This is a genomic window from Mesorhizobium sp. WSM3866 (assembly GCF_002294795.1).
In the GTDB taxonomy this organism is placed as follows: domain Bacteria; phylum Pseudomonadota; class Alphaproteobacteria; order Rhizobiales; family Rhizobiaceae; genus Mesorhizobium.
This window is the reverse complement of the sequence record NZ_NSGC01000008.1, coordinates 234,963-258,097: the sequence shown is the minus strand read 5'-3', so window position 1 is coordinate 258,097 and position 23,135 is coordinate 234,963. Positions and strand designations below refer to the sequence as shown.

The 23,135-nt window shown below is 64.6% G+C and carries 21 protein-coding genes and 1 pseudogene; 13 read left to right on the top strand and 9 right to left on the bottom strand.

Features of this window, described 5'->3' with window-relative positions:
- Positions 1-72: 72 nt before the first annotated feature.
- Complete coding sequence (gene groL / locus CK222_RS19950) at positions 73-1,701, bottom strand: chaperonin GroEL (RefSeq protein ID WP_066992865.1); 1,629 nt, start codon at positions 1,699-1,701, stop codon at positions 73-75.
- 52 nt (positions 1,702-1,753) lie between these two features.
- Positions 1,754-2,068 carry a co-chaperone GroES gene (gene groES, locus CK222_RS19945; RefSeq protein ID WP_095801522.1) on the bottom strand — a complete coding sequence of 105 codons (315 nt, stop codon included), beginning with the start codon at positions 2,066-2,068 and terminating at the stop codon, positions 1,754-1,756.
- Positions 2,069-2,415: 347 nt separating this feature from the next.
- Here groES and CK222_RS19940 point away from each other — a divergent pair, with 347 nt between their 5' ends.
- From CK222_RS19940 to CK222_RS19930, 3 genes are all read left to right on the top strand, one after another.
- Positions 2,416-2,892 carry an Hsp20 family protein gene (locus CK222_RS19940; RefSeq protein ID WP_066992873.1) on the top strand — a complete coding sequence of 159 codons (477 nt, stop codon included), beginning with the start codon at positions 2,416-2,418 and terminating at the stop codon, positions 2,890-2,892.
- An 89-nt stretch (positions 2,893-2,981) separates the two neighbouring features.
- Positions 2,982-3,491, top strand: a complete 510-nt coding sequence (locus tag CK222_RS19935) for an Hsp20/alpha crystallin family protein (RefSeq protein ID WP_067322042.1) — start codon at positions 2,982-2,984, stop codon at positions 3,489-3,491.
- A 376-nt stretch (positions 3,492-3,867) separates the two neighbouring features.
- A complete protein-coding gene (locus CK222_RS19930) occupies positions 3,868-5,295 on the top strand; it encodes a hypothetical protein (RefSeq protein WP_095801521.1) in 1,428 nt (475 codons plus the stop codon).
- A gap of 41 nt (positions 5,296-5,336) precedes the next feature.
- Here the strand turns inward: CK222_RS19930 and CK222_RS19925 are convergent, their stop codons facing one another.
- Entirely contained in the window at positions 5,337-6,230 is an 894-nt protein-coding gene (locus CK222_RS19925) for a hypothetical protein (RefSeq protein WP_095801520.1), read from the bottom strand.
- A 388-nt stretch (positions 6,231-6,618) separates the two neighbouring features.
- Between CK222_RS19925 and CK222_RS19920 the strand changes: the two genes are divergently transcribed.
- Complete coding sequence (locus tag CK222_RS19920; protein ID WP_095801519.1) at positions 6,619-8,175, top strand: serine hydrolase; 1,557 nt, start codon at positions 6,619-6,621, stop codon at positions 8,173-8,175.
- Between the two features lie 66 nt (positions 8,176-8,241).
- On the opposite strand, the gene CK222_RS19915 is transcribed toward CK222_RS19920, so the two are convergent.
- Positions 8,242-9,177 carry a hypothetical protein gene (locus CK222_RS19915; protein ID WP_095801518.1) on the bottom strand — a complete coding sequence of 312 codons (936 nt, stop codon included), beginning with the start codon at positions 9,175-9,177 and terminating at the stop codon, positions 8,242-8,244.
- A 184-nt stretch (positions 9,178-9,361) separates the two neighbouring features.
- Between CK222_RS19915 and CK222_RS19910 the strand changes: the two genes are divergently transcribed.
- Together CK222_RS19910 and CK222_RS19905 are read left to right on the top strand one after the other, a co-directional pair.
- Positions 9,362-10,468 carry a KamA family radical SAM protein gene (locus tag CK222_RS19910; RefSeq protein ID WP_095801517.1) on the top strand — a complete coding sequence of 369 codons (1,107 nt, stop codon included), beginning with the start codon at positions 9,362-9,364 and terminating at the stop codon, positions 10,466-10,468.
- Positions 10,469-10,546: 78 nt separating this feature from the next.
- The gene (locus tag CK222_RS19905; protein ID WP_095801516.1) at positions 10,547-11,386 is read left to right on the top strand and encodes a BA14K family protein; all 840 of its coding nucleotides are present in this window, start codon (positions 10,547-10,549) and stop codon (positions 11,384-11,386) included.
- Between the two features lie 150 nt (positions 11,387-11,536).
- Here CK222_RS19905 and CK222_RS19900 read toward each other — a convergent pair.
- A pseudogene (locus tag CK222_RS19900) lies at positions 11,537-12,662 on the bottom strand (alpha-hydroxy acid oxidase).
- 207 nt (positions 12,663-12,869) lie between these two features.
- Between CK222_RS19900 and CK222_RS19895 the strand changes: the two are divergent.
- From CK222_RS19895 to CK222_RS19880, 4 genes are all read left to right on the top strand, one after another.
- A complete protein-coding gene (locus tag CK222_RS19895; protein WP_164746757.1) occupies positions 12,870-13,478 on the top strand; it encodes a TetR/AcrR family transcriptional regulator in 609 nt (202 codons plus the stop codon).
- 83 nt (positions 13,479-13,561) lie between these two features.
- Positions 13,562-13,987 (top strand): globin family protein, encoded by a 426-nt coding sequence (locus CK222_RS19890; protein WP_095801514.1) that lies wholly within the window; start codon positions 13,562-13,564, stop codon positions 13,985-13,987.
- A 305-nt stretch (positions 13,988-14,292) separates the two neighbouring features.
- Positions 14,293-15,165: a ferritin-like domain-containing protein gene (locus CK222_RS19885; protein ID WP_095801513.1), complete on the top strand. Its 873-nt coding sequence runs from the start codon at positions 14,293-14,295 to the stop codon at positions 15,163-15,165.
- Positions 15,166-15,255: 90 nt separating this feature from the next.
- Positions 15,256-16,776: an FAD-dependent oxidoreductase gene (locus CK222_RS19880; RefSeq protein WP_095801512.1), complete on the top strand. Its 1,521-nt coding sequence runs from the start codon at positions 15,256-15,258 to the stop codon at positions 16,774-16,776.
- Between the two features lie 95 nt (positions 16,777-16,871).
- Here CK222_RS19880 and CK222_RS19875 read toward each other — a convergent pair whose 3' ends face one another.
- A complete protein-coding gene (locus CK222_RS19875; RefSeq protein ID WP_066992893.1) occupies positions 16,872-17,060 on the bottom strand; it encodes a hypothetical protein in 189 nt (62 codons plus the stop codon).
- A 218-nt stretch (positions 17,061-17,278) separates the two neighbouring features.
- Entirely contained in the window at positions 17,279-17,488 is a 210-nt protein-coding gene (locus tag CK222_RS19870) for a cold-shock protein (protein WP_066992896.1), read from the bottom strand.
- Positions 17,489-18,031: 543 nt separating this feature from the next.
- On the opposite strand from CK222_RS19870, the gene minC reads away from it, so the two are divergent.
- From minC to minE, 3 genes are all read left to right on the top strand, one after another.
- Positions 18,032-18,895 carry a septum site-determining protein MinC gene (gene minC / locus CK222_RS19865; RefSeq protein WP_066992899.1) on the top strand — a complete coding sequence of 288 codons (864 nt, stop codon included), beginning with the start codon at positions 18,032-18,034 and terminating at the stop codon, positions 18,893-18,895.
- 106 nt (positions 18,896-19,001) lie between these two features.
- Entirely contained in the window at positions 19,002-19,817 is an 816-nt protein-coding gene (gene minD, locus CK222_RS19860; RefSeq protein WP_095783344.1) for a septum site-determining protein MinD, read from the top strand.
- Positions 19,814-20,086 (top strand): cell division topological specificity factor MinE, encoded by a 273-nt coding sequence (gene minE / locus CK222_RS19855; RefSeq protein ID WP_042638296.1) that lies wholly within the window; start codon positions 19,814-19,816, stop codon positions 20,084-20,086. Before minD ends, minE begins: the two co-directional genes overlap by 4 nt.
- A 232-nt stretch (positions 20,087-20,318) precedes the next feature.
- Here minE and CK222_RS19845 read toward each other — a convergent pair whose 3' ends face one another.
- Together CK222_RS19845 and CK222_RS19840 are read right to left on the bottom strand one after the other, a co-directional pair.
- Positions 20,319-22,091, bottom strand: coding sequence for an ABC transporter ATP-binding protein (locus tag CK222_RS19845; RefSeq protein WP_245433106.1), 1,773 nt, complete (start codon positions 22,089-22,091; stop codon positions 20,319-20,321).
- On the bottom strand, positions 22,088-23,113 hold the full coding sequence (locus CK222_RS19840) for a glycosyltransferase (RefSeq protein WP_095801510.1): 1,026 nt from the start codon (positions 23,111-23,113) through the stop codon (positions 22,088-22,090). The genes CK222_RS19845 and CK222_RS19840 overlap by 4 nt, the downstream gene beginning before the upstream one ends.
- Between the last annotated feature and the right edge of the window lie 22 nt (positions 23,114-23,135).

Below are 23,135 nucleotides of genomic sequence, written 5' to 3'. Positions count from 1 at the left end.
GCCGACCAATCTCCCCCAATTGAACCCTGTCGGGGGAGATTGGCTGTGTCGGCGCCGCGCCTCCCCAGCGTCCTAGAAGTCCATGCCGGCGCCGGCGGGCATGGCGGGTGCCGCTTCCTTCTTCGGCTTCTCGGCGACCATCGCCTCGGTGGTGACGAGCAGGCCGGCGATCGAGGCTGCATCCTGCAGCGCGGTGCGCACGACCTTGGCCGGATCGATAACGCCCTGGCTGAAAAGATCGCCATATTCGCCGGTCTGGGCGTTCCAGCCATAGGCGAAATCGGTCTTCTCGCGCAGCTTGCCGACGATGATCGAGCCTTCCGCCCCGCTGTTCTCGGCGATCTGACGCGCCGGCGCCTCGATGGCGCGCCGCACGATGTCGACGCCGTATCTCTGGTCGGGGTTGTCGGCAGCCACCGCGTCGAGCGCATTGGCGGCCCTGAGCAGCGCCACGCCGCCGCCCGGAAGAATGCCTTCCTCGACCGCCGCGCGCGTCGCATGCATGGCATCGTCGACGCGGTCCTTGCGCTCCCTGACCTCGACCTCCGTCGAACCGCCGACGCGGATCACAGCCACGCCGCCGGCGAGCTTGGCCAGACGCTCCTGCAGCTTCTCGCGATCGTAGTCCGAGGTGGTCTCCTCGATTTGCGCCTTGATCTGCGCGACGCGGCCCTGGATCTCCTCCTTCTTGCCGGCGCCATCGACGATCGTGGTGTTCTCCTTCTCGACCACCACTTTCTTGGTGCGGCCGAGCATCTCCAGCGTGACGTTCTCAAGCTTGATGCCGAGATCCTCGCTGATAGCGGTGCCGCCGGTGAGGATGGCGATGTCCTCCAGCATGGCCTTGCGGCGGTCGCCGAAGCCCGGAGCCTTGACGGCCGCAACCTTCAGGCCGCCGCGCAGCTTGTTGACCACCAGCGTCGCGAGCGCCTCGCCCTCGACATCCTCCGCGATGATGAGCAGGGGCTTCGCCGACTGAACCACCGCCTCCAGAACCGGCAGCAGCGCCTGCAGGTTGGAAAGCTTCTTCTCGTGGATCAGCACATAGGGCTCTTCGAGCTCGACGCGCATCTTATCCTGATTGGTGATGAAGTAAGGCGAGAGATAACCGCGATCGAACTGCATGCCTTCGACCACTTCCAGCTCGGTGTCGGCGGTCTTGGCTTCCTCGACGGTGATGACGCCCTCGTTGCCGACCTTCTGCATCGCCTCAGCAAGGAAACGGCCGATCTCGGCATCACCATTGGCCGAAATCGTGCCGACCTGGGCGATCTCGTCATTTCTGGTCACCTTGCGGGCGTTGGTCTTCAACTCCTGAACAATAGCCTCGACGGCTTTGTCGATGCCGCGCTTCAGATCCATGGGATTCATGCCGGCGGCAACGGCCTTGGCACCTTCCCTGACGATGGCCTGGGCGAGAACGGTCGCGGTGGTCGTGCCGTCGCCGGCGATATCGCTGGTTTTCGAGGCGACCTCGCGCACCATCTGCGCGCCCATGTTCTCGAACTTGTCCTCGAGCTCGATCTCCTTGGCGACAGTGACGCCGTCCTTGGTGATGCGCGGAGCGCCGAACGACTTGTCGATGACGACATTGCGGCCCTTAGGGCCGAGGGTGACCTTCACCGCGTCGGCGAGGATGTTGACGCCGCGCAACATGCGGTCGCGGGCGTCGGAATGGAATTTCACTTCCTTGGCAGCCATTGGAACACTCCTTCAGCAGGCACCTTTCATTGACCGATCGGGTTGGGCCGGTTCAAGCCGCTTTTCCCAACGCCGATGTCTGCTCGACCACACCCATCACGTCGCTTTCCTTCATAATGAGCAGGTCTTCACCGTTGAGCTTGATCTCGGTGCCGGACCACTTGCCGAACAGGATGCGGTCGCCGACTTTGACGTCGAGGGAAATGAGCTTGCCGCTCTCGTCGCGCGCGCCGGAACCGACGGCGATAATCTCGCCTTCCTGCGGCTTCTCCTTCGCCGTGTCCGGGATGATGATGCCGCCGGCCGTCTTCTCCTCGGCCTCGACGCGGCGGACCAGAACGCGGTCATGCAATGGATGGAACTTCATATCGTTCTCCTTCGGGACAAACAGATTTTGAGAGGTTCCTCCACTCCGGACCGGAAGGACCGGAGCGGGGCTCGCGATCCTTTCGGCCTCGCGCATGTGGATTTGGTTTTGCACGCGCCGGTTTCAAGAGGCCGCAAGAAATTTTTTGGCACTCGCAACAGCCGAGTGCTAGCGCCGTGAAAACAAAGGTAATTATGCAGCTTTGACGGGCGCGCCCCGGACCTCTTGACGGCAAAGGAATCAATTCCCAAATCGAACCTGCCGGCGCCTGATGTGGCCGGCAAGGTCAAGGAGCGCCGCTGCCTTGGCGCTCCTCGTATCTATGTTGCTCAATGGAGGATGTAGCTATGAGAACCAGTTTCGACTTTTCTCCCCTGTTCCGGTCGAGCATCGGCTTCGATCGAATGCTGAACGCGCTCGAGACCGCAAGCCGCATCGAAACCGCTGACAACTGGCCGCCCTACGATATCGCCAAGAGCGGCGAGGACGACTACCGCATCACCATGGCCCTGGCAGGCTTCAGCCAGGACGAACTGGCCATTACCCAGGAGCAGAACATGCTGATGGTTTCTGGCCAAAAGGCAGGCGAGGACAACGGCGAGTACCTGCATCGCGGCATTGCCGGCCGCGCATTCCAGCGTCGTTTCGAGCTTGCCGATCACGTCAAGGTCGTCGATGCGAGCCTCGTCAACGGCCTGCTGACAATCGACCTCAAACGCGAGATCCCGGAAGAAATGAAGCCGCGCCGGATCGAGATCACGGCGGACAAATCATCGCCAAAGGCCGCGACAAAGAAAATCGAGGCCGACAACAAGGCGGCCTGAGCCTTCTCGCCGCGCTTTGCGCCAAGCGCCGGCTGATGTTCCCGGCGCTTGTGGGCCTTGTCTTCCGGATGAACAGAAAGGAGGAAAAAATGAGTGTTCGTGATCTGATTCCCTGGGGCCGAAACAATGGTAACCAGGTTCCAAGTGTCTTCCGCGACGGCGAACGCGATCCTTTCCTGTCGCTGCATCGCGAGGTGAATCGGCTGTTCGACGACGTCTTCCGGGGCTTCGGTTCCGGCTTGCCGTCCCTAGGCGGCGTATCAGCCTTTGGTGCCGGCTGGCCGAGCGTTGAGATCTCCGACAACGAGAAGGAGATCAAGGTGGCGGCCGAAGTCCCGGGCCTGGACGAGAAGGACATCGAGGTGCTGCTTGATGATGGCGTGCTGACGCTGAAGGGTGAAAAGCGCTCCGAGACGGAGGACAAGGAGCGGCAGTTCTCCGAGCGCATCTATGGCCGCTTCGAGCGTCGAATCCCGCTGGGCTACGAGATCGAAGAAGACAAGATCGATGCCCGCTTCAAGAACGGCGTGCTGACGGTAATGCTGCCCAAGACCGCGAAGGCGCAGTCGCAGGCCAAGCGTATCGAAATCAAGAGCTGATGCCTGGATGCAGGGGTTGGACCGACGGGTCCGGCCCCTGCGGCATGACGGAACCTCGGCGCTAGATGGAACGGCCAACGCTGGCGTAGGTGCTGGCTGGAGCGTGGAACGGCTCCCTTTCCAACGAGTGATCCGCCCGCAGCGGGCGCCAGGTGCTCGCTTGCGGCTCGATGACGTGCGGTCGACGCAGGCCATTCTAACCGTTTACCGCGCTGAGCGCAGATGCCGCTGACGGAACACCGCGCAAGCCTCTGGAAATCCGCGATAACCTTAATTCCTTCCTTCTTTTGGTCAGGCTTCCCGTACGGAACGTTAAGGGCTAGATTAGCAATTCGTTAAGTAATACGGCGGGTGTGAGCGTAAGAGGTGTGCCGTTATGAATTTCAAATCCCTGATCAAACGGGCCGAGGACGTAGACAAGGAATTTCAAGAGCTCCAGTCGGATCTGGCAGAGGCTTTCGAAGAATGTCTTTCGGCTGACGAAGAGACGCCCCCGGGATACGATTCTGCCGCCGACCTGGCGGCAAGCGAGGAGGATCCGCCGGGCGAGACTCAGTCCGAGGCTTCCGCCTCCCGGCTGACGCCGCACACCCAGACACGGTTGGCCGCCTTGGAAGCCGTTTCCGGACTCTTCCGCGACGGACAGGGTCATCTGGAGGAGATCGGGTCAAGGCTGGCCGAGATCGCCACAGCGCACCACATGACGCGCGATATCCTGAACGCCCTGCATCGCGATGCGCTGCGCGCCAATGAGCTGGAGCTGGAGAACGCCGCTCTGGGCGCCGAACACAAGGCCTTGTCGGAACAATTGCTTGACGCTACGCGCAAGCAGCGCGAACGCGACGGAGCGGCCGAGGCCTGGCAGCAGCGCGAGGCAAGTCTCGTCCAGGACAGGGAGTCCCTGCGCGAGGCGCTTGCAGCGGTGCGGCTCGAAATGGTCGAGATGGGCAATGAGAGCGCCAGGCGCGAGGCTGAGTTCGGTGAGATCGTCAAGACCCTGACGGCCAAGACCGTCGAAGCCGACAGGCGCGCTGTCGAGAACAAGCTGCTGCGCGAGAAGCAGGTCGGGCTTTCGATCGAGCTGGAGCAGGCGCAAAAGCGCGAGGCCGAGGCCCGGCACAAATTCGACGAGTTCGCGGCGACCCACGCCAACGAAGCCACGCGCATTGCCGAACTTATGGCCCAGCTCGGTAGCCACGAGAAGGAGGAGGCCCGGCTGCAGAAATCGTTGGAGACGACGCAGGCCAAGCTTGCCGAGACAGCCGAAGCCGCCCGCATTGCCGAAAGCGATGGCGCGGCGGAGCTTGCGCGGAGCCGGGCGGAGCTGCGCGGCTTGCGCTCCGAAATCCAGGAGCTGCAATCGCGGCTGGAGCAGGCCTCCATCGACAAGACCGAGGCGGTCGCCGAGGCGACAGGACTGAGGGCGCAGTTGAATGACGCCGTGACCGAGCGGCAGATCGCGGAAGAGAAGCTTGCCGTTCTCAGGAACGAGAGCGAATTGGACAAGAAGAATTTGTCGGTGATCAGTACCAACCTCTCGCAGCTATCGCTGCAGCAGGCGTCGGAGCAGATCCAGCTCGATATCCAGAAACAGGAATGCGAGGACCTGCGCGCCGAGGTCGAGACGCTGAATGCCCGCATCAAGGAGCTGCTGCCTTACGAGCGGCTGCACAGGGTGACGGACGCCCGGGCCCGGCAGGATGTTGTGCCCGTGACGAACGGGCATGTCACCAACGGGCATATCGTGGAGCCGGCGCGACCCACCGCCAGGCGCCGGCGCAACATGAGAGCTGCCGCGAGCTGAGGAAGGGTGTCTAGCCAGCTCAGCGCTTCATCGCTCTGGGCCTACTTGCCGGTCATCCGGTCAGCAAGCTGCTGGGCCTCGGCAAGCAGTGCCGGGAAGCCCGGATCGCCCGGCAGGCGCTCGCCCATGCAGGCGCGATAATCGCCGTCGCCTTTTTCCCAGGCGGCGTTGGCGGAATCATAGGCCTGCTGGTCCTTCAGGTCCGAGTTCTGATAGGCCTGCTGAAATTTCTGGGCAGCCGCGTCGGCCGCGGTCCAAAGCGCCTCGCAGGCCGCGATCTTCGGCACGGGCGGTGACGCGGGCGCCTCGGCGATCAGGACGCGGTCGCCCTTGACGACCGCGACGACGACCTGCTGGTCGTAGATCGGTCCGACATCCTGCGTCCAGCCGCCGAGCCGCGCGACGGCGATACCGGCGCCTTCGGGCTTCTTCAGTGAAAAGTCGAGCGTCTTCACGAATGCGGCGTCGCTGCCGATCGCCTGCGTATAGAAGGAGTCTAGCTTGAGCGCCTCGTCGATGCCGGCGGGCAGCCGGAGGCCTTCATCGTCCTCGTCAGCCTTGGACCGCAGCCAGCGCTCGACCAACCCGCGGGTCGTCGCGACGATGCTCGGGCCGGCATCGCTCTTGGCGTAGCGCAGCCCGTCCAGCATGCCGAAGCCAATATCGGAGGCGCTCAGGCTCTGCAGATTGATCGTGCCGGTTGCCGGAAAATCCTTGACCGCAAGCGGGCCGAGAATGGCGGAAAGACGCTTTTCCAGATCGGCCAGCGCCTTGGTGTTGGCGCCATCGAGCGCCTCCACTTCCGCGTTCGAGCTCTCCTGCGCCGCGATGTCGGAAATCGCCTTGTCGCGCGCGGCGATATAGTCGTCCTCCGGCGATGCCGCGAAAACCACGCCGCTCGCCAGCGCGAACAAAAACGCCCAGACCAGCCGCATTCTATAACCCCAATTCAAACCAAAGCCCTTGTGGCCTTCGCCTGACTTGGCGGCTTTTGCGTGGCGGAATCCCGGGGAGAACCCGAATTTAATATCCGGCCTTCCGCGATGATTGGCGAAAGCCGGCGCCACATCTGATCTCCCCCCAAGTGGGAGAGATGTCCGGCAGGACAGAGGGGGGCGCGAAGGAACGCAAGCTTTCGTGTCCAGAGCACAGCCATGATGTCGGGGACGGCCGGATCTTCTAAGGCGGGCGCAGGCCCAGAGGTGAGGGACGCACCCGGCGCCACACCAGTCGATTGGGAGGATGATCAGGGCGGCGCAGGGCTTGGCCAGGCCGGTGCCGGCCTGTACAATCTTAGGGTGAATGCAGGGAAGGGAGCGCGCGATGCGGCTAGGTCGGGATCTCTGTCATTTGACGGTTTTGGCCTTCATCGCCGGACTGGCGCTTTGGCCGCACGCGGCATCGGCCGATCCCGTCACGCCCGCGCGCATCGCCGCCGCCTTGCCGAAGCTCGAAGCGCTGGCGCAAGCCGCCGTCGCCGATGGTGCCGTCCCCGGCCTTGCCATCGGCGTCGTGCATGACGACAAGGTGATCTTCCTCAAGGGTTTCGGGCATCGCGAAGCCGGCAGACCGGAGCCGGTCGACGCCGACACGGTGTTCCAGATCGCCTCCCTTTCGAAGCCGATCTCGGCTACCGTCGTGGCCGCGCTGGTCAGCGACGGGGTGGTATCGTGGGATTCGAAGATCGCCGATCTCGATCCGGCCTTCCGCCTTGCCGATCCCTATCCCACCGGCGAAGTCACCATCCGCGATCTTTTCACGCATCGCAGCGGCCTTCCCGGCACTGCCGGAGACGACCTTGAGGGCATCGGCTACGACCGCGCCGAAATCCTTCGCCGCCTCCGCTTTGTGTCGCCATCGTCGAGCTTTCGCGCCGGCTATTCCTACAGCAATTTCGGGCTGACCGAGGGTGCCGTGGCGGCCGCGAAGCCGACAGGCAAGCCCTGGGAGACGGTCGCGGAGGAAAAGCTCTACCGCCCGCTTGGAATGGCCGCGACCAGCTCCCGTCACGCGGACTTCATCAGCCGCGCCAATCGCGCCGCGCTGCATGTCAAGATCGACGGCGTCTGGGCCGCAAAGGTCAAGCGCAATGTCGATCCTCAGGCACCGGCGGGCGGCGTGAATTCCAGCGCGCGCGATCTCATGCAATGGATGCGCCTGGTGCTCGGCGACGGGGTTTATGCCGGCCGGACGCTGATTGCTTCCGATGCGCTGCGACAGACGCATCTGCCTCAGATGGCGCTCGGCCGCAATCCCGTAACCGGAGGCGAGTCTTTCTATGGCCTCGGCTGGAATATTGATTTCGGCCGGCACGGCCTGAGCTGGGGCCATGCAGGCGCCTTCAGCGTCGGTGCGCGTACGGTGGCGACGCTGTTTCCGCAGGAGAAGCTTGGCATCGTTATCCTTGCGAACGCCTTCCCGACCGGTGTCCCGGAAGGGTTGTCCGACAGCTTTGCCGATCTGGTCTTCGACGGAAAAGTCGAAAAGGACTGGGTCGAGGCCTGGGACGGAATCTATGCCGGGATGCTGGGTCCGGCGATCGCCGCGGCCAAGGCCGAATATGCCGCGCCTCCGTCTCCGCCAAGGCCGGCCCGGCCGGCCAGCGCCTATTCCGGCCGCTACGGCAATGACTTCATCGGCGGCGTGACCGTGTCGAGCGCGGGCGACGGCCTTGTGCTCGAGGTCGGACCGGCCGGAGCGCGGTCCTATTCGCTGACGCATTTCGACGCCGATCTGTTCCTGACCCATCCCGACGCCGAGACGCCGGACCGGCCGGCGGGCGTGAGCTTCGTCGTCGGCCCCGACGGCAAGGCCTCGGCGATGACGATCGAGTTCCTCGACGACAATCATCTGGGCAGGCTGCAGCGGGTGGGAGACTGATCGCTTCACCCAGAGCCGTGCGGCGATTCTGGGTGAACGACAGCATCAAAACAAAGACCAGCGGGCTCAGGATGCCTGCCCGTAGCGGAGCAGCTTGAAGCAGTCGCCGCTGCCCGTCTTTGTCTGCGTCAGCACCGATTTCGCGCGGTCGATCCATTCCTGCTGCGATTTGGTGTCGGTCTCGATCGCATCAACCGGTGCAAGGGCGACGAAACTCTTGCCCTTGCTGAAGAGCCAGCAGGCGCGGGCGAGAAACCGCCTGCTGCGCTGGCGCAGCAGGTCGGCGTCATAGAGGATGTCGAGCACCTCGTGCTTGATCTTCGGTTCCTTGTCGGGCTTGGCGACCGCGGCCTCCACCGCCTCGTCGCCGATCGCCTCATGCAGGTCCTTGTAGTCGAGGGCTAACTGCGTCGTCGCGTATTTGATCTCGTTCTCGTCGCGCACGATGTTGAACCACAGCGTCGGATCGATCTCGTTGACGACAAAGGTGGCTTCGAGGTCGCGCGACAGGTTCAGGATTTCGAAGTCTCGAACATCGACATCACGTTCGACCAGCAGGATCTTTTCGACCTGCTTGGCGAGCTCCGTTCCCCTGGCGGTGATCGCGGCGTTGCTTCCGCCGTGTTCGGGGCCGACATAGGCGCCGCCCTCATCCAGTATCTCGTCGAACTCGCCCAGCGTTTCGATGACGGGGGCGCCGCGGGCAACGCGCGCCGCCAGCTTGGCGAGAACCTGCTGCAGCTCGGTCTCGCGCTTGCGCTGGTCCTGATAGTTCTGCTGGAAGAAGAAGATGAACAGCGAAACGCCGATGCCGATCAGGATCACGCCTAGCTGCGAAAAGATGTTGCGATAATATTCCAGCAGCTTTTCGCGATGGCGCAGTTCGTCGCGCACGCTGTGCGCCACGCGCAGATTGACGATCAGCGAAATGATCAGCAGCCCGGCGCCGACCAGGATGAGCCCACCGATGAGAAGGTAGCCATGGCCTGCGCTGAAATCCATTCGTCTCGCCCCCCGAAGCCTGCGCCAAATTAGCGCCAATTTCGTCGCGCTCAAAGCCACGAGACAAGCCGGGCATCAGGCCCGGCCGGTCTCGCGCGCCACTCCACCGCTCTGCGGCAACCAAAACGATTGACCCGGCCATCCATCCGGCCGATATCCCGCGCAAGTTCGTACCGAGACCCCAATGACCTCAAATACCGATCTCAAGGAAGCCGCGCGCGGACCCGACGCCGCCTGGCAGGACGACGTGCGTGCCGGCGTGCGCCATGTGCGCGACCTCGCAGCCCTGCCGCTCTCACCGGCCGAGCGCGCCGCTGCGCAGCAAGCCGCCGCCGCCCACAAGGTGCGCGTGCCGAAAGCCTATCTCGACCTGATCGACTGGAACGATCCGAACGATCCGATCCGCGCGCAGGTGATCCCGTCGCCGGACGAGTTGATCACTGCCGAGGGCGAGCTCGGCGATCCGATCGGCGATCACGCCTTCAGCCCGGTGCCCAGGCTGACGCATCGCCATGCCGACCGCGTGCTCTTGTTTCCGACCTATCAATGCGCGGTCTATTGCCGCTTTTGTTTTCGCAAGGAGGCGCTGACTTCGATCGGCCGCGGCTATACGCGCGAGGCGCTGGAGCCAGCCCTCGCTTACATCGCCCAACATAGCGAGATCCGCGAGGTGATCCTGACCGGCGGCGATCCGCTGTCGCTGCCCGACAAGGCGCTCGCCGAAATCCGCGCCCGCATCGAGGCCATCCCGCATGTGCGGCTCTTGCGCATCCACACCCGCGTGCCCGTGGCGCTGCCGTCGCGCATCACGCCCGGCCTGACGGCATCCCTGCAGGGAAGACTAATGGTGACGGTCGTCACCCACTTCAACCACCCGCGCGAGATTACGCCGGCCACCGAAACGGCTTGCCGGACCATGCGTCAGGCGGGTTTTGTTCTGCTTAACCAGAGCGTTCTCTTGAAGGGCGTCAACGACAAGGTCGAGGTGCTGGAAGAGCTCTGCCGCGAGCTGATCTATCGGCTGGGCGTAAAACCTTACTATCTTCACCATGGTGATCTGGCGCCGGGCATGGCGCACCGCCGCACCACGATTGCCGAGGGCCAGGCGCTGGCCGCGGAACTGCGCCAGCGCCTCTCCGGCATCTGCAACCCGACTTATGTCATCGATTTGCCCGATGGCGGCGGCAAGGTGCCGCTCGGCCCCAGCCACATCGAGGGCCGGGACAGCGAGACATGGCGGATTCGCGGGCAGGACGGGAAGGTGAGGGAGTATGGCGAGGTGGTCGCCTAGTTCCTCATCTCGAGAGGCGGCAGAGGAACTCCCATCCCGCCCCCCGCATTGTATAGCGGGGGGTCGAAGGAGAGCAGCGTGAAGGCATTGTTGGGAATCGTCGGCGGCTTCGTGCTGACCCTGGCCGTGTTTGCCTCAGGGCTCGCCTTCGCCACTTGGCTGCTGGCCGCCAAGCCGGTGCGCCAGGCAACGCCGGCGATCGGCGTTTCGGAGCTCTGGACCAAGGACGCCAGGCCCGTCGATCCGGCGAAGCAGGATCTCGAGCGCATCCCGGCCCAGCAGGCCGCCGATGCGTCCGTTAAGGCGGACGAGGGGGCCAAAGCGGCGGATACGGCCACGCAGACCACCGCAGCTCTCCCAACGCCGCAAGCCGCCGCGCCGCGGCAGTTGCAGCCCTTGCCCGAGGTCTCTCCGCCCAATGGTTCACAGACGGGCCAGGCCGATGCGGCTGAACAGCCTTCGCAGCAGGCGCCGGCCCAGCAGGTACAATTGCCCGCCGCGCATCTCGAATGGTGCGCCAACCGCTATCGCAGCTACCGCCCGCAAGAAAACAGCTACCGCTCCTACAGCGGGGAGATTCGCCCCTGCATCTCGCCCTATTTCGATCCGGGCGGCGATCGCACAGCCTCGACCGACGGGCGCCAACCCGATCAGCCCTGGATGAACAATCAAGGCGAGGTGACTGACGACCAGGCCGAGGTGGAAGGCTACGCCACGACACGGGACGGCTACGCGACGACTTATGGCGGCCCGCCGGAAGAGATTTTGCCGGAGGACCAGCCTTCCAGGGATCGGCTGTTGGGCCCGCAAATGTCGGGAGACCATATCGACTCCTGCTTCAGCCGCTATCGCTCCTACGATCCGCAGGACAACACCTACCAGCCCTATGACGGCGGCCCGCGCCGGCAGTGCGAGTAGGGCGGCCCACGTTCCTGCGAAGTGACGCTGGGCTCCTGAAGGCGCCCCTTGGGGGGAGATGGTCGGTAGACCAGCGGGGGGTGCATATCGAATGGCTAATGTTAGCGCCGCCCTTCGGCACCTTCCCGCCGCGAACGGGAGATGATCGGCTCAATTCAGCACTCGGCCATCAATCTCCGCGACGCTCGTTGTCCCGGTCAGCGCCATGGTGACGGACAACTCCTTGCGCAGAATGTCGATTGCCGTCGCCACGCCCGCCTCGCCGCCGGCGCCGAGGCCGTAGATATAGGCGCGTCCGACCAGGCAGGCTCGGGCACCGAGAGCCAGCGCCCGCATCAGATCCTGGCCTGAGCGCACGCCGCCGTCGAACAGCATCTCGACATCGGAGCCCACCGCGGTCCGCTATCCTCGGCAGCATCGAGATGGTTGACGGCGCGCCGTCAAGCTGCCGGCCGCCATGGTTGGACACCACAATGGCGTCGGCGCCGGCCCTGCTGGCGCTGCGCGCGTCGTCGACATTGAGGATGCCCTTGAGGATCAGCTTGCCCGGCCAGATGCTCCTGATCCAGTCGACATCGCTCCAACTCAGCGTCGCGTCGAACTGATGCGCCACCCAATCCGCCACCGCCTTGATGCTGTCCTCGCCCTTCACATGGCCGGCGAGGTTGCCGAAGGTCCAGCGTTTGGCCGAAAGCATGCGGGCCGCCCAGGCCGGGCGGCTGGCGATGTCGACGATCGTGCGAAGTTTGAGCGCCGGCGGCACCGAAAGCCCGTTCCTGACATCGGCGTGGCGCTGGCCCAGCACTTGCAGGTCGACCGTGAGTACCAGCGCGCTGCAGCGCGCGGCGTCGGCGCGTTCGATGAGCGAGCGCACGAAGCCGCGATCCTTCATCACATAGAGCTGGAACCAGAATGGCTTGCCGACAGCTTGCGCCACATCTTCGATCGAGCAGATCGACATCGTGCTCATCGTATAGGGAATGCCCGCGGCTTTTGCCGCCCGGCAGGCGAGGATCTCGCCATCGGCCCATTGCATGCCGCCGAGGCCGATCGGTGCAAGGGCTATCGGCAGCGACACCTTCTCACCGAGGATCGTGGTTGCCGTGTCGCGCTGCTCGACATCGACCAGGACGCGCTGCTTGAGCGTGATGCGCTCCAGGTCGGCGCGGTTGGCGCGCAGCGTCTGCTCGGCATAGGAGCCGGACTCCGCATAGTCGAAGAAGACGCGCGGCACGCGGCGGCTCGCGGCCCGGCGCAGGTCCTCGATGCAGGTCATGCCCTTGAGCAGTTGCGGCGCCGCCGATGTTGCCCTGATCTCGTCGGGCAAAGTCACGATGCCCGTCGGAACATCGAGTGGCGTGGGGACTGCTCGTTCCATCGTCGTCCTCCCATAAAATATTAGCGAATGCTGATTATTGAAGGTCGCGTGGCCGCTGATGTAAATTCACTAGCGAGTATACTTACGGCAACGGCAGCGCGCCCCATGCCCAGAGCGTCCGACGAGACCAGGCCCGAGATCCTCCAGGCGGCTTACAAGCTGTTTCGCCGCCGGGGCTTTTTCCGCGTTGGCATGGACGAGATCGCCGATGCCGCCGGCGTCACCAAGCGCACGCTCTACTATCATTTCGACAGCAAGGACGCGCTCTTGACCGCCGTGCTCGCTTCGCAGCATGAGCGTACATTCGCCGACTTCCAGAATTACGGCATCGAGTTTTCGGGCGGCGCGGACGTGCTGATCGACAAGCTTTTCGAGGGGCTGGTCAAGTGGTCGTCCAAGCCGCGCTGGGCGGGCTCCGGCTTCACCCGGCTGGCGATCGAGCTTGCCGACCTGTCCGGCCACCCCGCGCGCGTGATCGCGCGCCAGCACAAGGCGCTGATGGAGCGTCATCTGGAAATGCTGCTCGCCGAAGCGAAGGTGCCGTCGCCGAAGGAGCGGGCCCGCGAGCTATTCCTGCTGATCGAGGGCGCCATGGTGATGATCCTGATCCACGGCGACCAGAGCTATTGCAGCGCCGCGGCGGATGCGGCGAAGCGGCTGATGGCAGCCGAGGTGGAGTTTCCGCAACACGATACCCGCCCAACACACGCCTGAAACACACCCGCTCCACAACCGGCATGCCAGCGAAACGCTCGCGCCGGATGTTTGCAGCCTAGCAAATGCGGAGGAGCACGCCGATGACACCCGACCAGATCAGGCTTGTGCAGGACAGTTTTCGCGAGGTCGTGCCGATCAAGGAGGCGGCCGCGGCCTTGTTCTACGAGAAGCTGTTTGCCATCGACGCCAGCCTCAAGGGGCTGTTTCGCGCAACGGACATGAGCAGGCAGGGCGCCAAGCTGATGGCGGCGCTGGGCTTCGTCGTGCATGGCCTTTCCCGCGCCGAGACCATCCTGCCCGCCGTGCAGGATCTCGCCAGGCGCCATGTCGGCTATGGCGTCGAGGAGCATCATTATCCGATCGTCGGCCACGCGCTGATCGAGACGCTGGAGGCGGGCCTGGGCGAGGCCTTCACGCCTCAGGTCCGCGAGGCCTGGCAAGCCGCCTACGGCCTGCTCGCCGGCGTCATGATCGTCGCAGCCCGTGAGGTGGAGCTGGCGGCTTGAGCTCTCGTCAGGCTGGAGCGCGAAGCCGAGCGCGGCAGGCGATCTCCTGGGCCTTGTTCATGGCCCGGAGGTCGCGGCGAGGCGCCCGTCGCCGCCCTGCCTGCAAGCCCGGCGCCGACCTGGGCGACAGGGCTCGAGCCATTGGCTGCGCAAAACCGCGACCGGCCCGTTTTACGGTCGCACAGACTTCGCCGAGACAAAGCCATATCGGCTGCTTTCAGGAACATTCTGCCTTCTGCGAAGTTTGGCGGCTGGCCCGCTCATTGAGGCCAAACCGGTTGACAGGCGGGCTTCGGGAGGAAGCTATGACCGCTGTCACGCCTTCACTTCATGTTTGTCGCCGCCGGGCACTGCAAATCGGTCTTGGAGCGACCCTTGCTTCAGCGGCCGGCGTTGCTTCGACTTCGTCTGCTGCCGCGCAGGACGACATAAAAGACGAAGACATTTTTCGCTTCGCGCTCAACCTGGAATATATGGAGGCCGAATATTACCTCCGCGGCACCACGGGAAAGGGCATCGAGGACTCGGACATCGGTTCCAAACCCGGCGACGTCGTCGGCGGCAAAAAGGTTGCCTTCGATACGCCCGCGCTCGGTGAATTCATGCGCGAGGTCGCGGAAAACGAACTTGCCCATGTCAGGTTCTATCGCAAGACGCTGGCGTCGAACGCGGTGGACCGGCCGGCGATCGATTTCGATGCCGGCTTTGCCGCGGTCGCCAAGGCGGCCGGCCTCGGCGACGATTTCGATGCGTTTGGCAATCAGATGAATTTCGTGCTCGGCGGTATGCTGTTCGAGGACGTCGGTGTGACGGCCTACGCCGGTGCGGCGACTGTCCTGAAGAACAAGGAATTCCTCGCTGCCGCGGCTGGAATTCTCGCGGTCGAGGCCTATCACATGGGAATGGCGCGGTCGTCGCTCTATCGCATGGGCGAAAAGGCCTGGAAGGCCGCGAATGCGGTTTCCGACGCACGCGACAAGATCGATGGGAACGAGGACAAAGACCAGGGCATTCAGGTCGACGGCAAGGCCAACGTCGTTCCTTCGACGCCGGATGCGATTGCCTTCACAAGGACGCCGCAGGAGGTGCTGCGCATCGTCTATCTGACCGATCAGTCGGGTGTGAGCAAGGGCGGCTTTTACCCGAACGGGATGAACGGAACGCTCAAGAGCACCTAGCCGTTAGGGTGGAGCCGGTCACGATGATCTGCAACCCGCGCCGAGCAGCATTCGGCGCGGGCATCTGATTTCGTTTCGACGAGGCAGGCAATGAACGTCAGCAGCGAAGCGACCAGATCTTTTTGGACACTCGACACCAGCTTGCCCAACGCGCCTCGCGTCGAGCAGGATGAGCATTGTGACGTAGCCGTCATCGGCGCCGGCATCGCCGGCGTTTCCATCGCCTACGAACTGGCCTTGGCGGGACGCAGGGTGGTGCTCGTGGATCGCGGCCCCTTGCTCGGCGGCATGACATCGCGCACGACCGCCCATCTGGCACCCATCTGCGACGACGGCTTGAGCGCGCTGATCGACATGCGCGGCGAGGCTCTGGCGCGCGGATTCCAGGAAAGCCAGCAGGCCGCCGTCGACCGCATCGAACGCCATGTCGCCACGCTGGAGATCGACTGCGATTTCCGCCGGCTGGACGGCTTCCTGTTCCCGGCCGCATGGATGGACGAGAAAGAGGCCGCCAGAGAATGCAACAAGGAGTATGCGGCTGCGGCAAAGATCGGCGCCGAAGCTGAGCATGGCAAGGGTGTGCCGCTCAAGGGCCATGAATCGGCGCCCATCCTGCGCTATCCAGACCAGGCGACCTTCCACCCGCTGAAATATTTGCGCGCGCTGCTGGCCGATTTCGAGAAACGAGGCGGCAAGGCATTCGCTGACAGCGCCGTCACCGAAATCGAGGAGGGGGACAAGGTTCGCCTGAAATGCGACGGCGGCTCCACCGTAACGGCTTCGAACGCAGTGTTTGCCACCAATTCCCCGATCAACACCTGGGTCAAGATCCACAGCAAGATGGCGCCTTACCGCACCTATGCAATGGCTTTCGACATTGCCAGGGGAACCCTCCCGGATGCGCTCTACTGGGATATGGACGATCCCTATTATTATGTCCGCCTCAATCCCGGCCCCGGCAAGACGGACTGTCTCATAGCCGGCGGCCGCGATCACAAATCGGGCGAAGCGGATGACGGCGCGGCGCGCTTTGTCGCGCTCGAAGCCTGGATCAGGGCATTGGTGCCCGGTCTTGGCGGAGAACGAGCGCGATGGTCCGGCCAGGTCCTCGAAACGATCGACTATTGCGGCTTCATCGGCCGCAGCCCCGGCAACGGCAACGTCTTCATCGCCACCGGCGACTCCGGCCAGGGCATGACGCATGGCGCCTTGGCCGGACTGCTCATCCGCGATCTGATCGTGGGCGGATCGAACTCCTGGGAAGCCGTCTACGCCCCCGACCGGACGCCGCCCGCCGCGCTCGCGCATTACGTCAATGAGAACCTTACGACGGTGAAGAACCTTGCCGGCTATTTGCTGCCCGGTGAGGTCAAGTCGGCCGACGCCCTCGAGCCCGGCGAAGGCGGCATACTTCAGGACGGCTTGAGCAAGTTCGCCGTGTGCCGCGATCGCGACGGCAAGCTGCACCGGCATTCGGCCAGTTGCACGCATCTCGGCTGCATCGTGCACTGGAATTCGACCGAGCAATGCTGGGATTGCCCCTGCCACGGCTCGCAATTCGCGCCGGACGGAGCTGTCCTCAACGGCCCGGCCATCCGGCCTTTGGGATAGTTCGGCTGGAGGGCATTGGATCGGCGATCCCCAGCCGCGAGAACTCGAGCCGAATCGCGTCGGGAGAAGTGGGACTTCCCCGGAGACCTCTGTCGCTATTTTCGCCTTGCCGGCTTCTTCTTTGGCTCCGCTTCAACCGGCCCGCGGGCGAGCCTGGCCGCGCGGAGCCGTTCCGTCTTTGCCTGCCGCGCTGCCGCTTCGCCCTCGATTATCGTGCGCGCCGTCTTCGTGGTGGCTTCGCTCTTGGCGTCGCCCTTCGGCTTGAACACACTGGTTTCGGCCATGGTCTACCTCGCAATTTGAAATGAAGAAGGCCGGGCAAGCCCGACCTTCAAAGCATATCTCCCGAAATCGGAAACCGGTTAGGGGAAGACATGCGTAAAACCCCAAAACATGTTGCCCGAAATCGGGAGCCGGTTTCGGGACGAAGACATCCGCAAGATCAAAGTGCTCCAAGGCCAATGCCGGTACATCCGCGGTCAAAGGCCATGGATGCACGGCATCAGCCCGCCTGGATATTCTCCGCCGAGCTTTTGCCGTTCCGCTGGTTCTTCACGATGTCGAAGCTCACCTTCTGGCCCTCCGCTAGCGAGCGCATTCCGGCGCGCTCGACGGCGGAGATGTGGACGAACACGTCCGGCTGCCCATTGCCCTGCTCGATGAAGCCGAAGCCTTTCGTGGCGTTGAAAAACTTCACGGTTCCAGTAGTCATACGATTTTCCTTTCAAATCGACGCAAATCATCGCCGCCTGGCTGCGTGCCAAACGTCGCAGTCTTCGAAATTGAGAGGGAAGATCGTCAGGGCGCCAAGGCGCAGAAACAACGTTCGTTCAACAAGTTCGATTTGAAAAACATAGCGCTTAACCGCAGCGGCGACAAGGCGATGCGAAATAATATTATCGAAGGCCGTTGTCCTGAAAGCTTCCGGGCGACTAATTGCGCCTGAGCCGCCCGACTCCTATAGCGGGCTTCCGCCCGGCGCCGATGAAAGCGCCGAAATACAGATATTCATCCGCCGCCGACAAGCTCCGAAATGCCGAGCAGATTGTTGGCCCGCTAGCCCCGCTGAGCATCTCCTACCAGCTCACGCCTCGTGTCGAATTGTGTGCTGGTTAGACACGGGGGCAGGCACTGTGACCACCCCGCCACAAAACTTAGCCGCGCCAGTTCCTCAGCGGCCGCCACCCGCAAAATTAACCTTTTGTTAACCATTCGCCCGGCACCCTTTAACCATTGAGTAAGGATTCGTCTGGCCGTGACCTTCGCCGCCCCTTTGCACAACAAATCCATCCGCTTCCGCGCCCGCTCCTTCGTCGCTTTCACGCTGACGCCGGAGGCGCCGATCGACGAGTGGCTGGAGGGGCTCGATCACTGGATCGGCAACTCGCCGGGCTATTTCAACGGCCGCCCGGTAGTGCTGGATCTCAACACTTTGAAGCCGGGCCCGGAGGAGATCGCTGCACTTGTCGGCACGCTCGCCCGGCGCGGCATCCGCGTCTATGCGATCGAGCTCGAGGGCGCCGAGCTCGGCCCCGATTTGCCGCCGCTGCTCGCCGGCGCCAAGGAGGCGACCGCCGAGGGGTTGCTGGGCAGGGCCGCGCGCAAGGCGAAGGCGGAAGAGATCACGGTCGAGACGGCTACGGTCGAGGACGTGCAGCCGGGGCAAATGAGGGCGCCGCAGGATGAACTGGCGAAGCTCGATGCGCAGAACGCGCGAGCCGCCGAAGCAGCCAAGTCGGAACCGGCCGGGTCGGGGCAGGGTGCTGTACCGGCACGGCACGAGCCTTCCGCCGGCACGCTGATGATCAAGGCGCCGATCCGCTCGGGGCAGTCGGTCTTTCATCCGCATGGCGACGTCATCGTGCTGGGCTCGGTCGCGTCCGGCTCGGAAATCGTCGCCGGCGGCTCGATCCATGTCTACGGCACGCTGCGCGGCCGGGCGATCGCCGGCTCGGAAGGCAACACATCGGCGCGCATCTTCTGCCGCAAGAATGAGGCCGAGCTGCTCGCCGTCGACGGCTGGTACACCACGGCCGAGGAGATGGAAGGCGTTTCGCGCGGCAAGGCGGTGCAGGCCTTCCTCGAAAACGATGCGCTGTGCGTGGTGCCGCTCGGCTGAGTCTTTGGCCGCAAGCTTCGGACCGGTTTCGAGTGCCATTGTCCTTCATGAGTCCGCCGTGCCCGGCACGGCCAGAGAATAAAAATCGCCAACGGAGGCTGGATATATGGGCAAGGTAGTCGTGGTCACCTCAGGCAAGGGGGGCGTCGGCAAGACAACCTCGACGGCCGCGCTCGGCGCTGCCGTGGCCAAGACCGGCAAGAAGGTTGCGCTGGTCGATTTCGACGTCGGCCTGCGCAATCTCGACCTCATCATGGGCGCCGAGCGCCGCGTGGTGTTCGACCTCGTCAACGTTATCCAGGGCACCGCAAAACTGTCGCAGGCGCTGATCCGCGACAAGCGGCTGGAGACGCTCTATCTGCTGCCGGCCTCGCAGACGCGCGACAAGGACGCGCTGACCGAGGAGGGTGTGGCCGAAGTCATCGCCCGGCTGCGCTCGGTGTTCGACTATGTCTTCTGCGACAGCCCGGCCGGCATCGAGCGCGGCGCTCAGCTTGCCATGCGCTTCGCCGACGAGGCGGTCATCGTCACCAACCCGGAAGTGAGCTCGGTGCGCGACTCCGACCGGATCATCGGCCTGCTCGACGCCCGCACGATGAAGGCCGAGCAGGGCGAGCTAATCCAGAAGCACGTGCTGGTCACGCGCTATGACGCGGCGCGCGCCTCGCGCGGCGAGATGCTGTCGATCGACGACGTGCTGGAGATACTTTCGACGCCGCTGCTCGGCATCATCCCGGAAAGCCAGGATGTGCTCAGGGCCTCCAACCTCGGCGCGCCGGTGACGCTCAGCGAGCCGATCAACATCGCCGCCAAGGCTTACCTCGAAGCGGCACGGCGCCTGGAAGGCGAGGACCTGCCGGTGGTCGTCCCCTTCGAGCGCAAGGGTTTCCTCGAACGGCTTCTCGGAAGGAGGGCGGCATGAGCATTCTCGACCTCTTCAAGCGGCGCACCAGTGCGCCTGTGGCGCGCGAGCGGCTGCAGCTGCTGCTCGCCTATGAACGCCAGAGCCGTGGCCAGCCAGACCTCGTCTCCATCCTGCGCGAGGAGATCATGGCCGTCATTGCCAAGCATGTGCAGATCGACCAGGACTATCTCCAGGTCTCGATGGATCGCGGCGCCACCATGTCGACGCTGGAGATCGACATTCAGATCCCCAACAAGAGCGCCGCGCCACTGGCGATGGCGGGGTGAAGCTGGTTTAGAGCCGGCGGGACAGCACCCCCTCTGTCCTGCCGGACATCTCCCCCGCAAGGGCCCGCAAGGGGGAGATCAGATGTCGTCGCCGCTTTCGCCAACTTCCGACGGAGCAGGAAGAGCGCGGCAGCCGGAGCTGCCAATCTCCCCCCTTGCGGGGGAGATGCCCGGCAGGGCAGAGGGGGGTGTCTCGCGCCAACCTTCGCCACTTCCCTCGCAAAGAAAGCCCTCACTCCGGCTGGTACAGCTCATCCATGCTGCGCGCCGCCAGTTCCGCGAACGGCGCCTGCTTCTTCACCCGCCCATGCTCCAGGATCACCAGGTCGTCGCAGAACGCGATGGTCGAGTGGTGATGGCTGATGACGATCGTGGTGCGGCGGCCGGCGCGCGATTTCAGCGTTTCCACGATTGCCGCTTCCGAGAGCCCGTCCACCGCATTTGTGGCTTCGTCGAGGATCAAAATGTCGGGGTCGCGCAGCAGCGCTCGCGCCAGCGCGATGCGCTGCCTTTGCCCGGCCGACAAGTTGACGCCGCGATAGCCGACCACCGTCTGGTAGGCCTGCGGCAGCGTCTCGATGAAGCCATGCGCCTCGGCGAGCATCGCCGCCCGGCGCGCCTCTTCCGCGCTGGCCGTGTCCTTGCCGTAGGTGATGTTGTCGAGGATGGTGCCGTCGACCAGCTCCAGCTCCTGGCTGGCCAAAGCGATGTGGGCCCGCCATTCGGCCGGGTCGATCTCGCCGAGCGGCGCGCCGTCGACGAGGATGCGGCCGCCATCGGGCTCGACGAAGCGGCAGAGCAGGTTGACGATGGTCGTCTTGCCGGCGCCGGAGCGGCCGATCAGCGCCGTCGAGCGGCCGCTCACGATGTCGAAGCTCGCCGCATGCAGCACCGCCGCGCGCTGCTCCTCATTGGCATAGCTGAAGCTGACGCCCTCGAAGGCGATCTTCTCGCCGAGTCCCGCGAACGGGCGGCTGCCCGTGGGCGGCACGGGCTTGCCCTCGGGGTCGAGCAGCCAGCTCACCTCCTCCAGCGAGCCGGAAAGCCCCTGCAGCTGGCTCCAGGTCATCTGCAGCGCGCGCACATGCGGCTGCAGGCGGTAAAGCAGGATGAGGAAGGCGGCGACCAACGGGAAGCTCAGGCCAGCAAGCCAGGCACCGATCACCACCGCCAGGAACAGCACCGCGTGCAGCACTTCGGTGAGCGGCGCCAGCGCGCCCTGGCGGCTGGAAAGCGTGAAGGCCGCCCGCCGCACGCTGTCCGACGCCTTCTCGAAGGCGGCCTTCTCGCGCGCCTCCTGGCCGAAGATCCGGATGAGACGGCCGGCATGCACCAGGTGCAGCATCTGCGAGGCTAAAGCGCTGTTGCGGGCCGCGACGCTGCGGCTCGGCGCCCTGAGATGCGCCGACAGCGCCATATGTGCCGCTTGCACCAGCGCCAGCCCCAGCATCACCAGCAGCGTCATCTGCCAGGATAAGAGCAGCAGGAAGGCAAGCAGTATAACCGCCGCCGAGGCGCTGACGATCGCGCCCAGCATCCCCTGCATGGCGTCCGACGCCCGCCAGGATTCGTTGGAGATGATGTTGAGCAGCCGCCCTGGGCTCTCCTTCAGGAAGAACGGATAGCCGACACTGAGCAGGCGTTCGGCGAGCGCGCCGCGGATCGACTGGCCGGCCTTGCCGTAGATATGCGCGGTCAGCACCGCATTGGCGAAGGCAAGCAGGTTCTTGAGCAGGATCGAGCCGAGGATCGCGGCCGAAATCGCGATCAGCCGCTCGCGCTCGCCCAGCCCGGCGCCGACCTTCTGCAGCAGGGCGGAGAGGCCAGCCATGCCGGTCGCCTCGCCATGTCCCATGATGATGCCGAGCAGCGGGATGATCAGCCCGATGCCGAAGCCTTCGAGCGCAGCACTGGCAAGCCCGAGCGCGACGACGGCGGGCAGCAGGCCGAGCTGACGGCGGCCGAGCGCCCGCCGCAGCATCGCCAGAGTCGGGTGCCCGCTCATGGCGCGCCGGCCTCCGTCCTGGCCTCGGCGGCTTCCTGGGCGTGCCGCGGCTGCCAATCGGGCCGCCCCGCCAGCACGAGCGTCATGAATTTCGCCGCGCCCGCGAGGTTCATCAAAACGATCGGCCAGTGCGAGAGCCTGAGATCCTGGTCGAAGCGCGGGCCGCCGATCAGCTCGCGCGTGGCGGCACGCGCCGCCCAATAGAAATGGCGAAGCAGCCATGGCGCGCGGCGGAAATGCTTGAGACACAGCGCGCCATTGCCGAAATGATAGTCGCGGTGCAGCCGATCGATCGCCTTGCGGCCACGCCGGCCGTGGTGATGGAAGATCGTCATGTCGGGCACATATTCCACCGCCATGCCGGCGAGCATGGCGCGCACCAGGTAGTCGGTGTCTTCCGCCGAGCGCAGCGGCCCGCCGGCGCCGAAGCGTTCGTCGAAGGGGCCGATGCGAGCGGCGACGTCGCGATGCATGGTCATGTTGCAGCCGAGCACGAAGCCGCCCGGATGCACGGCGGGCGTCAGCCGCTGGCGCTCGTCGCAGCGCTTGATGGTGAAGGGCAGGTCGCGCGCATCGCCGAGTTCGACGCGGCCGCCGCGGATCAGCCATTTCTCACCGCTTGCATAATGCCGTTGGAGGTCGGCGAGGTAGTTGCGGTCGAGCCTGCAGTCGTCGTCGTTGAAGACCAGCACGTGCCCGCGCGCCCGCGCCAGCCCCGCATTGCGCGCCGCCGCCAGCCCGGGCCGCGGCTCTGAGATCGCCGTAAGTGGAATGTCGGAGCTCGCGGCGATCCGGGAAAGATATTCCGCCGTGCCGTCGCGCGAGCCGTTGTCGACCACCACCAGTTCGGCGGCGAAGGCGGGATGCGCAAGACAGGCGGCACGGATCGAATCGATGCAGGCTTCAAGCACCGCCGCGCGGTCACGCGTGCAGACGATGAAGGAGACCTGCGGCCGCTGCCTGGGCCAGGGAGGCGCGGGCAGGGCCGGGTGCCGCGGCAGGGGATGGCGCGCGTCGTTCATGGAGAGGGCTCAGCGCTGAGGC

Coding starts and splice junctions, on each gene's coding strand:
- groL (WP_066992865.1), bottom strand. CDS start 1,701: ATGGCTGCCAAGGAAGTGAAATTCCATTCCGACGCCCGCGACCGCATG.
- groES (WP_095801522.1), bottom strand. CDS start 2,068: ATGAAGTTCCATCCATTGCATGACCGCGTTCTGGTCCGCCGCGTCGAG.
- CK222_RS19940 (WP_066992873.1), top strand. CDS start 2,416: ATGAGAACCAGTTTCGACTTTTCTCCCCTGTTCCGGTCGAGCATCGGC.
- CK222_RS19935 (WP_067322042.1), top strand. CDS start 2,982: ATGAGTGTTCGTGATCTGATTCCCTGGGGCCGAAACAATGGTAACCAG.
- CK222_RS19930 (WP_095801521.1), top strand. CDS start 3,868: ATGAATTTCAAATCCCTGATCAAACGGGCCGAGGACGTAGACAAGGAA.
- CK222_RS19925 (WP_095801520.1), bottom strand. CDS start 6,230: ATGCGGCTGGTCTGGGCGTTTTTGTTCGCGCTGGCGAGCGGCGTGGTT.
- CK222_RS19920 (WP_095801519.1), top strand. CDS start 6,619: ATGCGGCTAGGTCGGGATCTCTGTCATTTGACGGTTTTGGCCTTCATC.
- CK222_RS19915 (WP_095801518.1), bottom strand. CDS start 9,177: ATGGATTTCAGCGCAGGCCATGGCTACCTTCTCATCGGTGGGCTCATC.
- CK222_RS19910 (WP_095801517.1), top strand. CDS start 9,362: ATGACCTCAAATACCGATCTCAAGGAAGCCGCGCGCGGACCCGACGCC.
- CK222_RS19895 (WP_164746757.1), top strand. CDS start 12,870: ATGCCCAGAGCGTCCGACGAGACCAGGCCCGAGATCCTCCAGGCGGCT.
- CK222_RS19890 (WP_095801514.1), top strand. CDS start 13,562: ATGACACCCGACCAGATCAGGCTTGTGCAGGACAGTTTTCGCGAGGTC.
- CK222_RS19885 (WP_095801513.1), top strand. CDS start 14,293: ATGACCGCTGTCACGCCTTCACTTCATGTTTGTCGCCGCCGGGCACTG.
- CK222_RS19880 (WP_095801512.1), top strand. CDS start 15,256: ATGAACGTCAGCAGCGAAGCGACCAGATCTTTTTGGACACTCGACACC.
- CK222_RS19875 (WP_066992893.1), bottom strand. CDS start 17,060: ATGGCCGAAACCAGTGTGTTCAAGCCGAAGGGCGACGCCAAGAGCGAA.
- CK222_RS19870 (WP_066992896.1), bottom strand. CDS start 17,488: ATGACTACTGGAACCGTGAAGTTTTTCAACGCCACGAAAGGCTTCGGC.
- minD (WP_095783344.1), top strand. CDS start 19,002: ATGGGCAAGGTAGTCGTGGTCACCTCAGGCAAGGGGGGCGTCGGCAAG.
- minE (WP_042638296.1), top strand. CDS start 19,814: ATGAGCATTCTCGACCTCTTCAAGCGGCGCACCAGTGCGCCTGTGGCG.
- CK222_RS19845 (WP_245433106.1), bottom strand. CDS start 22,091: ATGAGCGGGCACCCGACTCTGGCGATGCTGCGGCGGGCGCTCGGCCGC.
- CK222_RS19840 (WP_095801510.1), bottom strand. CDS start 23,113: ATGAACGACGCGCGCCATCCCCTGCCGCGGCACCCGGCCCTGCCCGCG.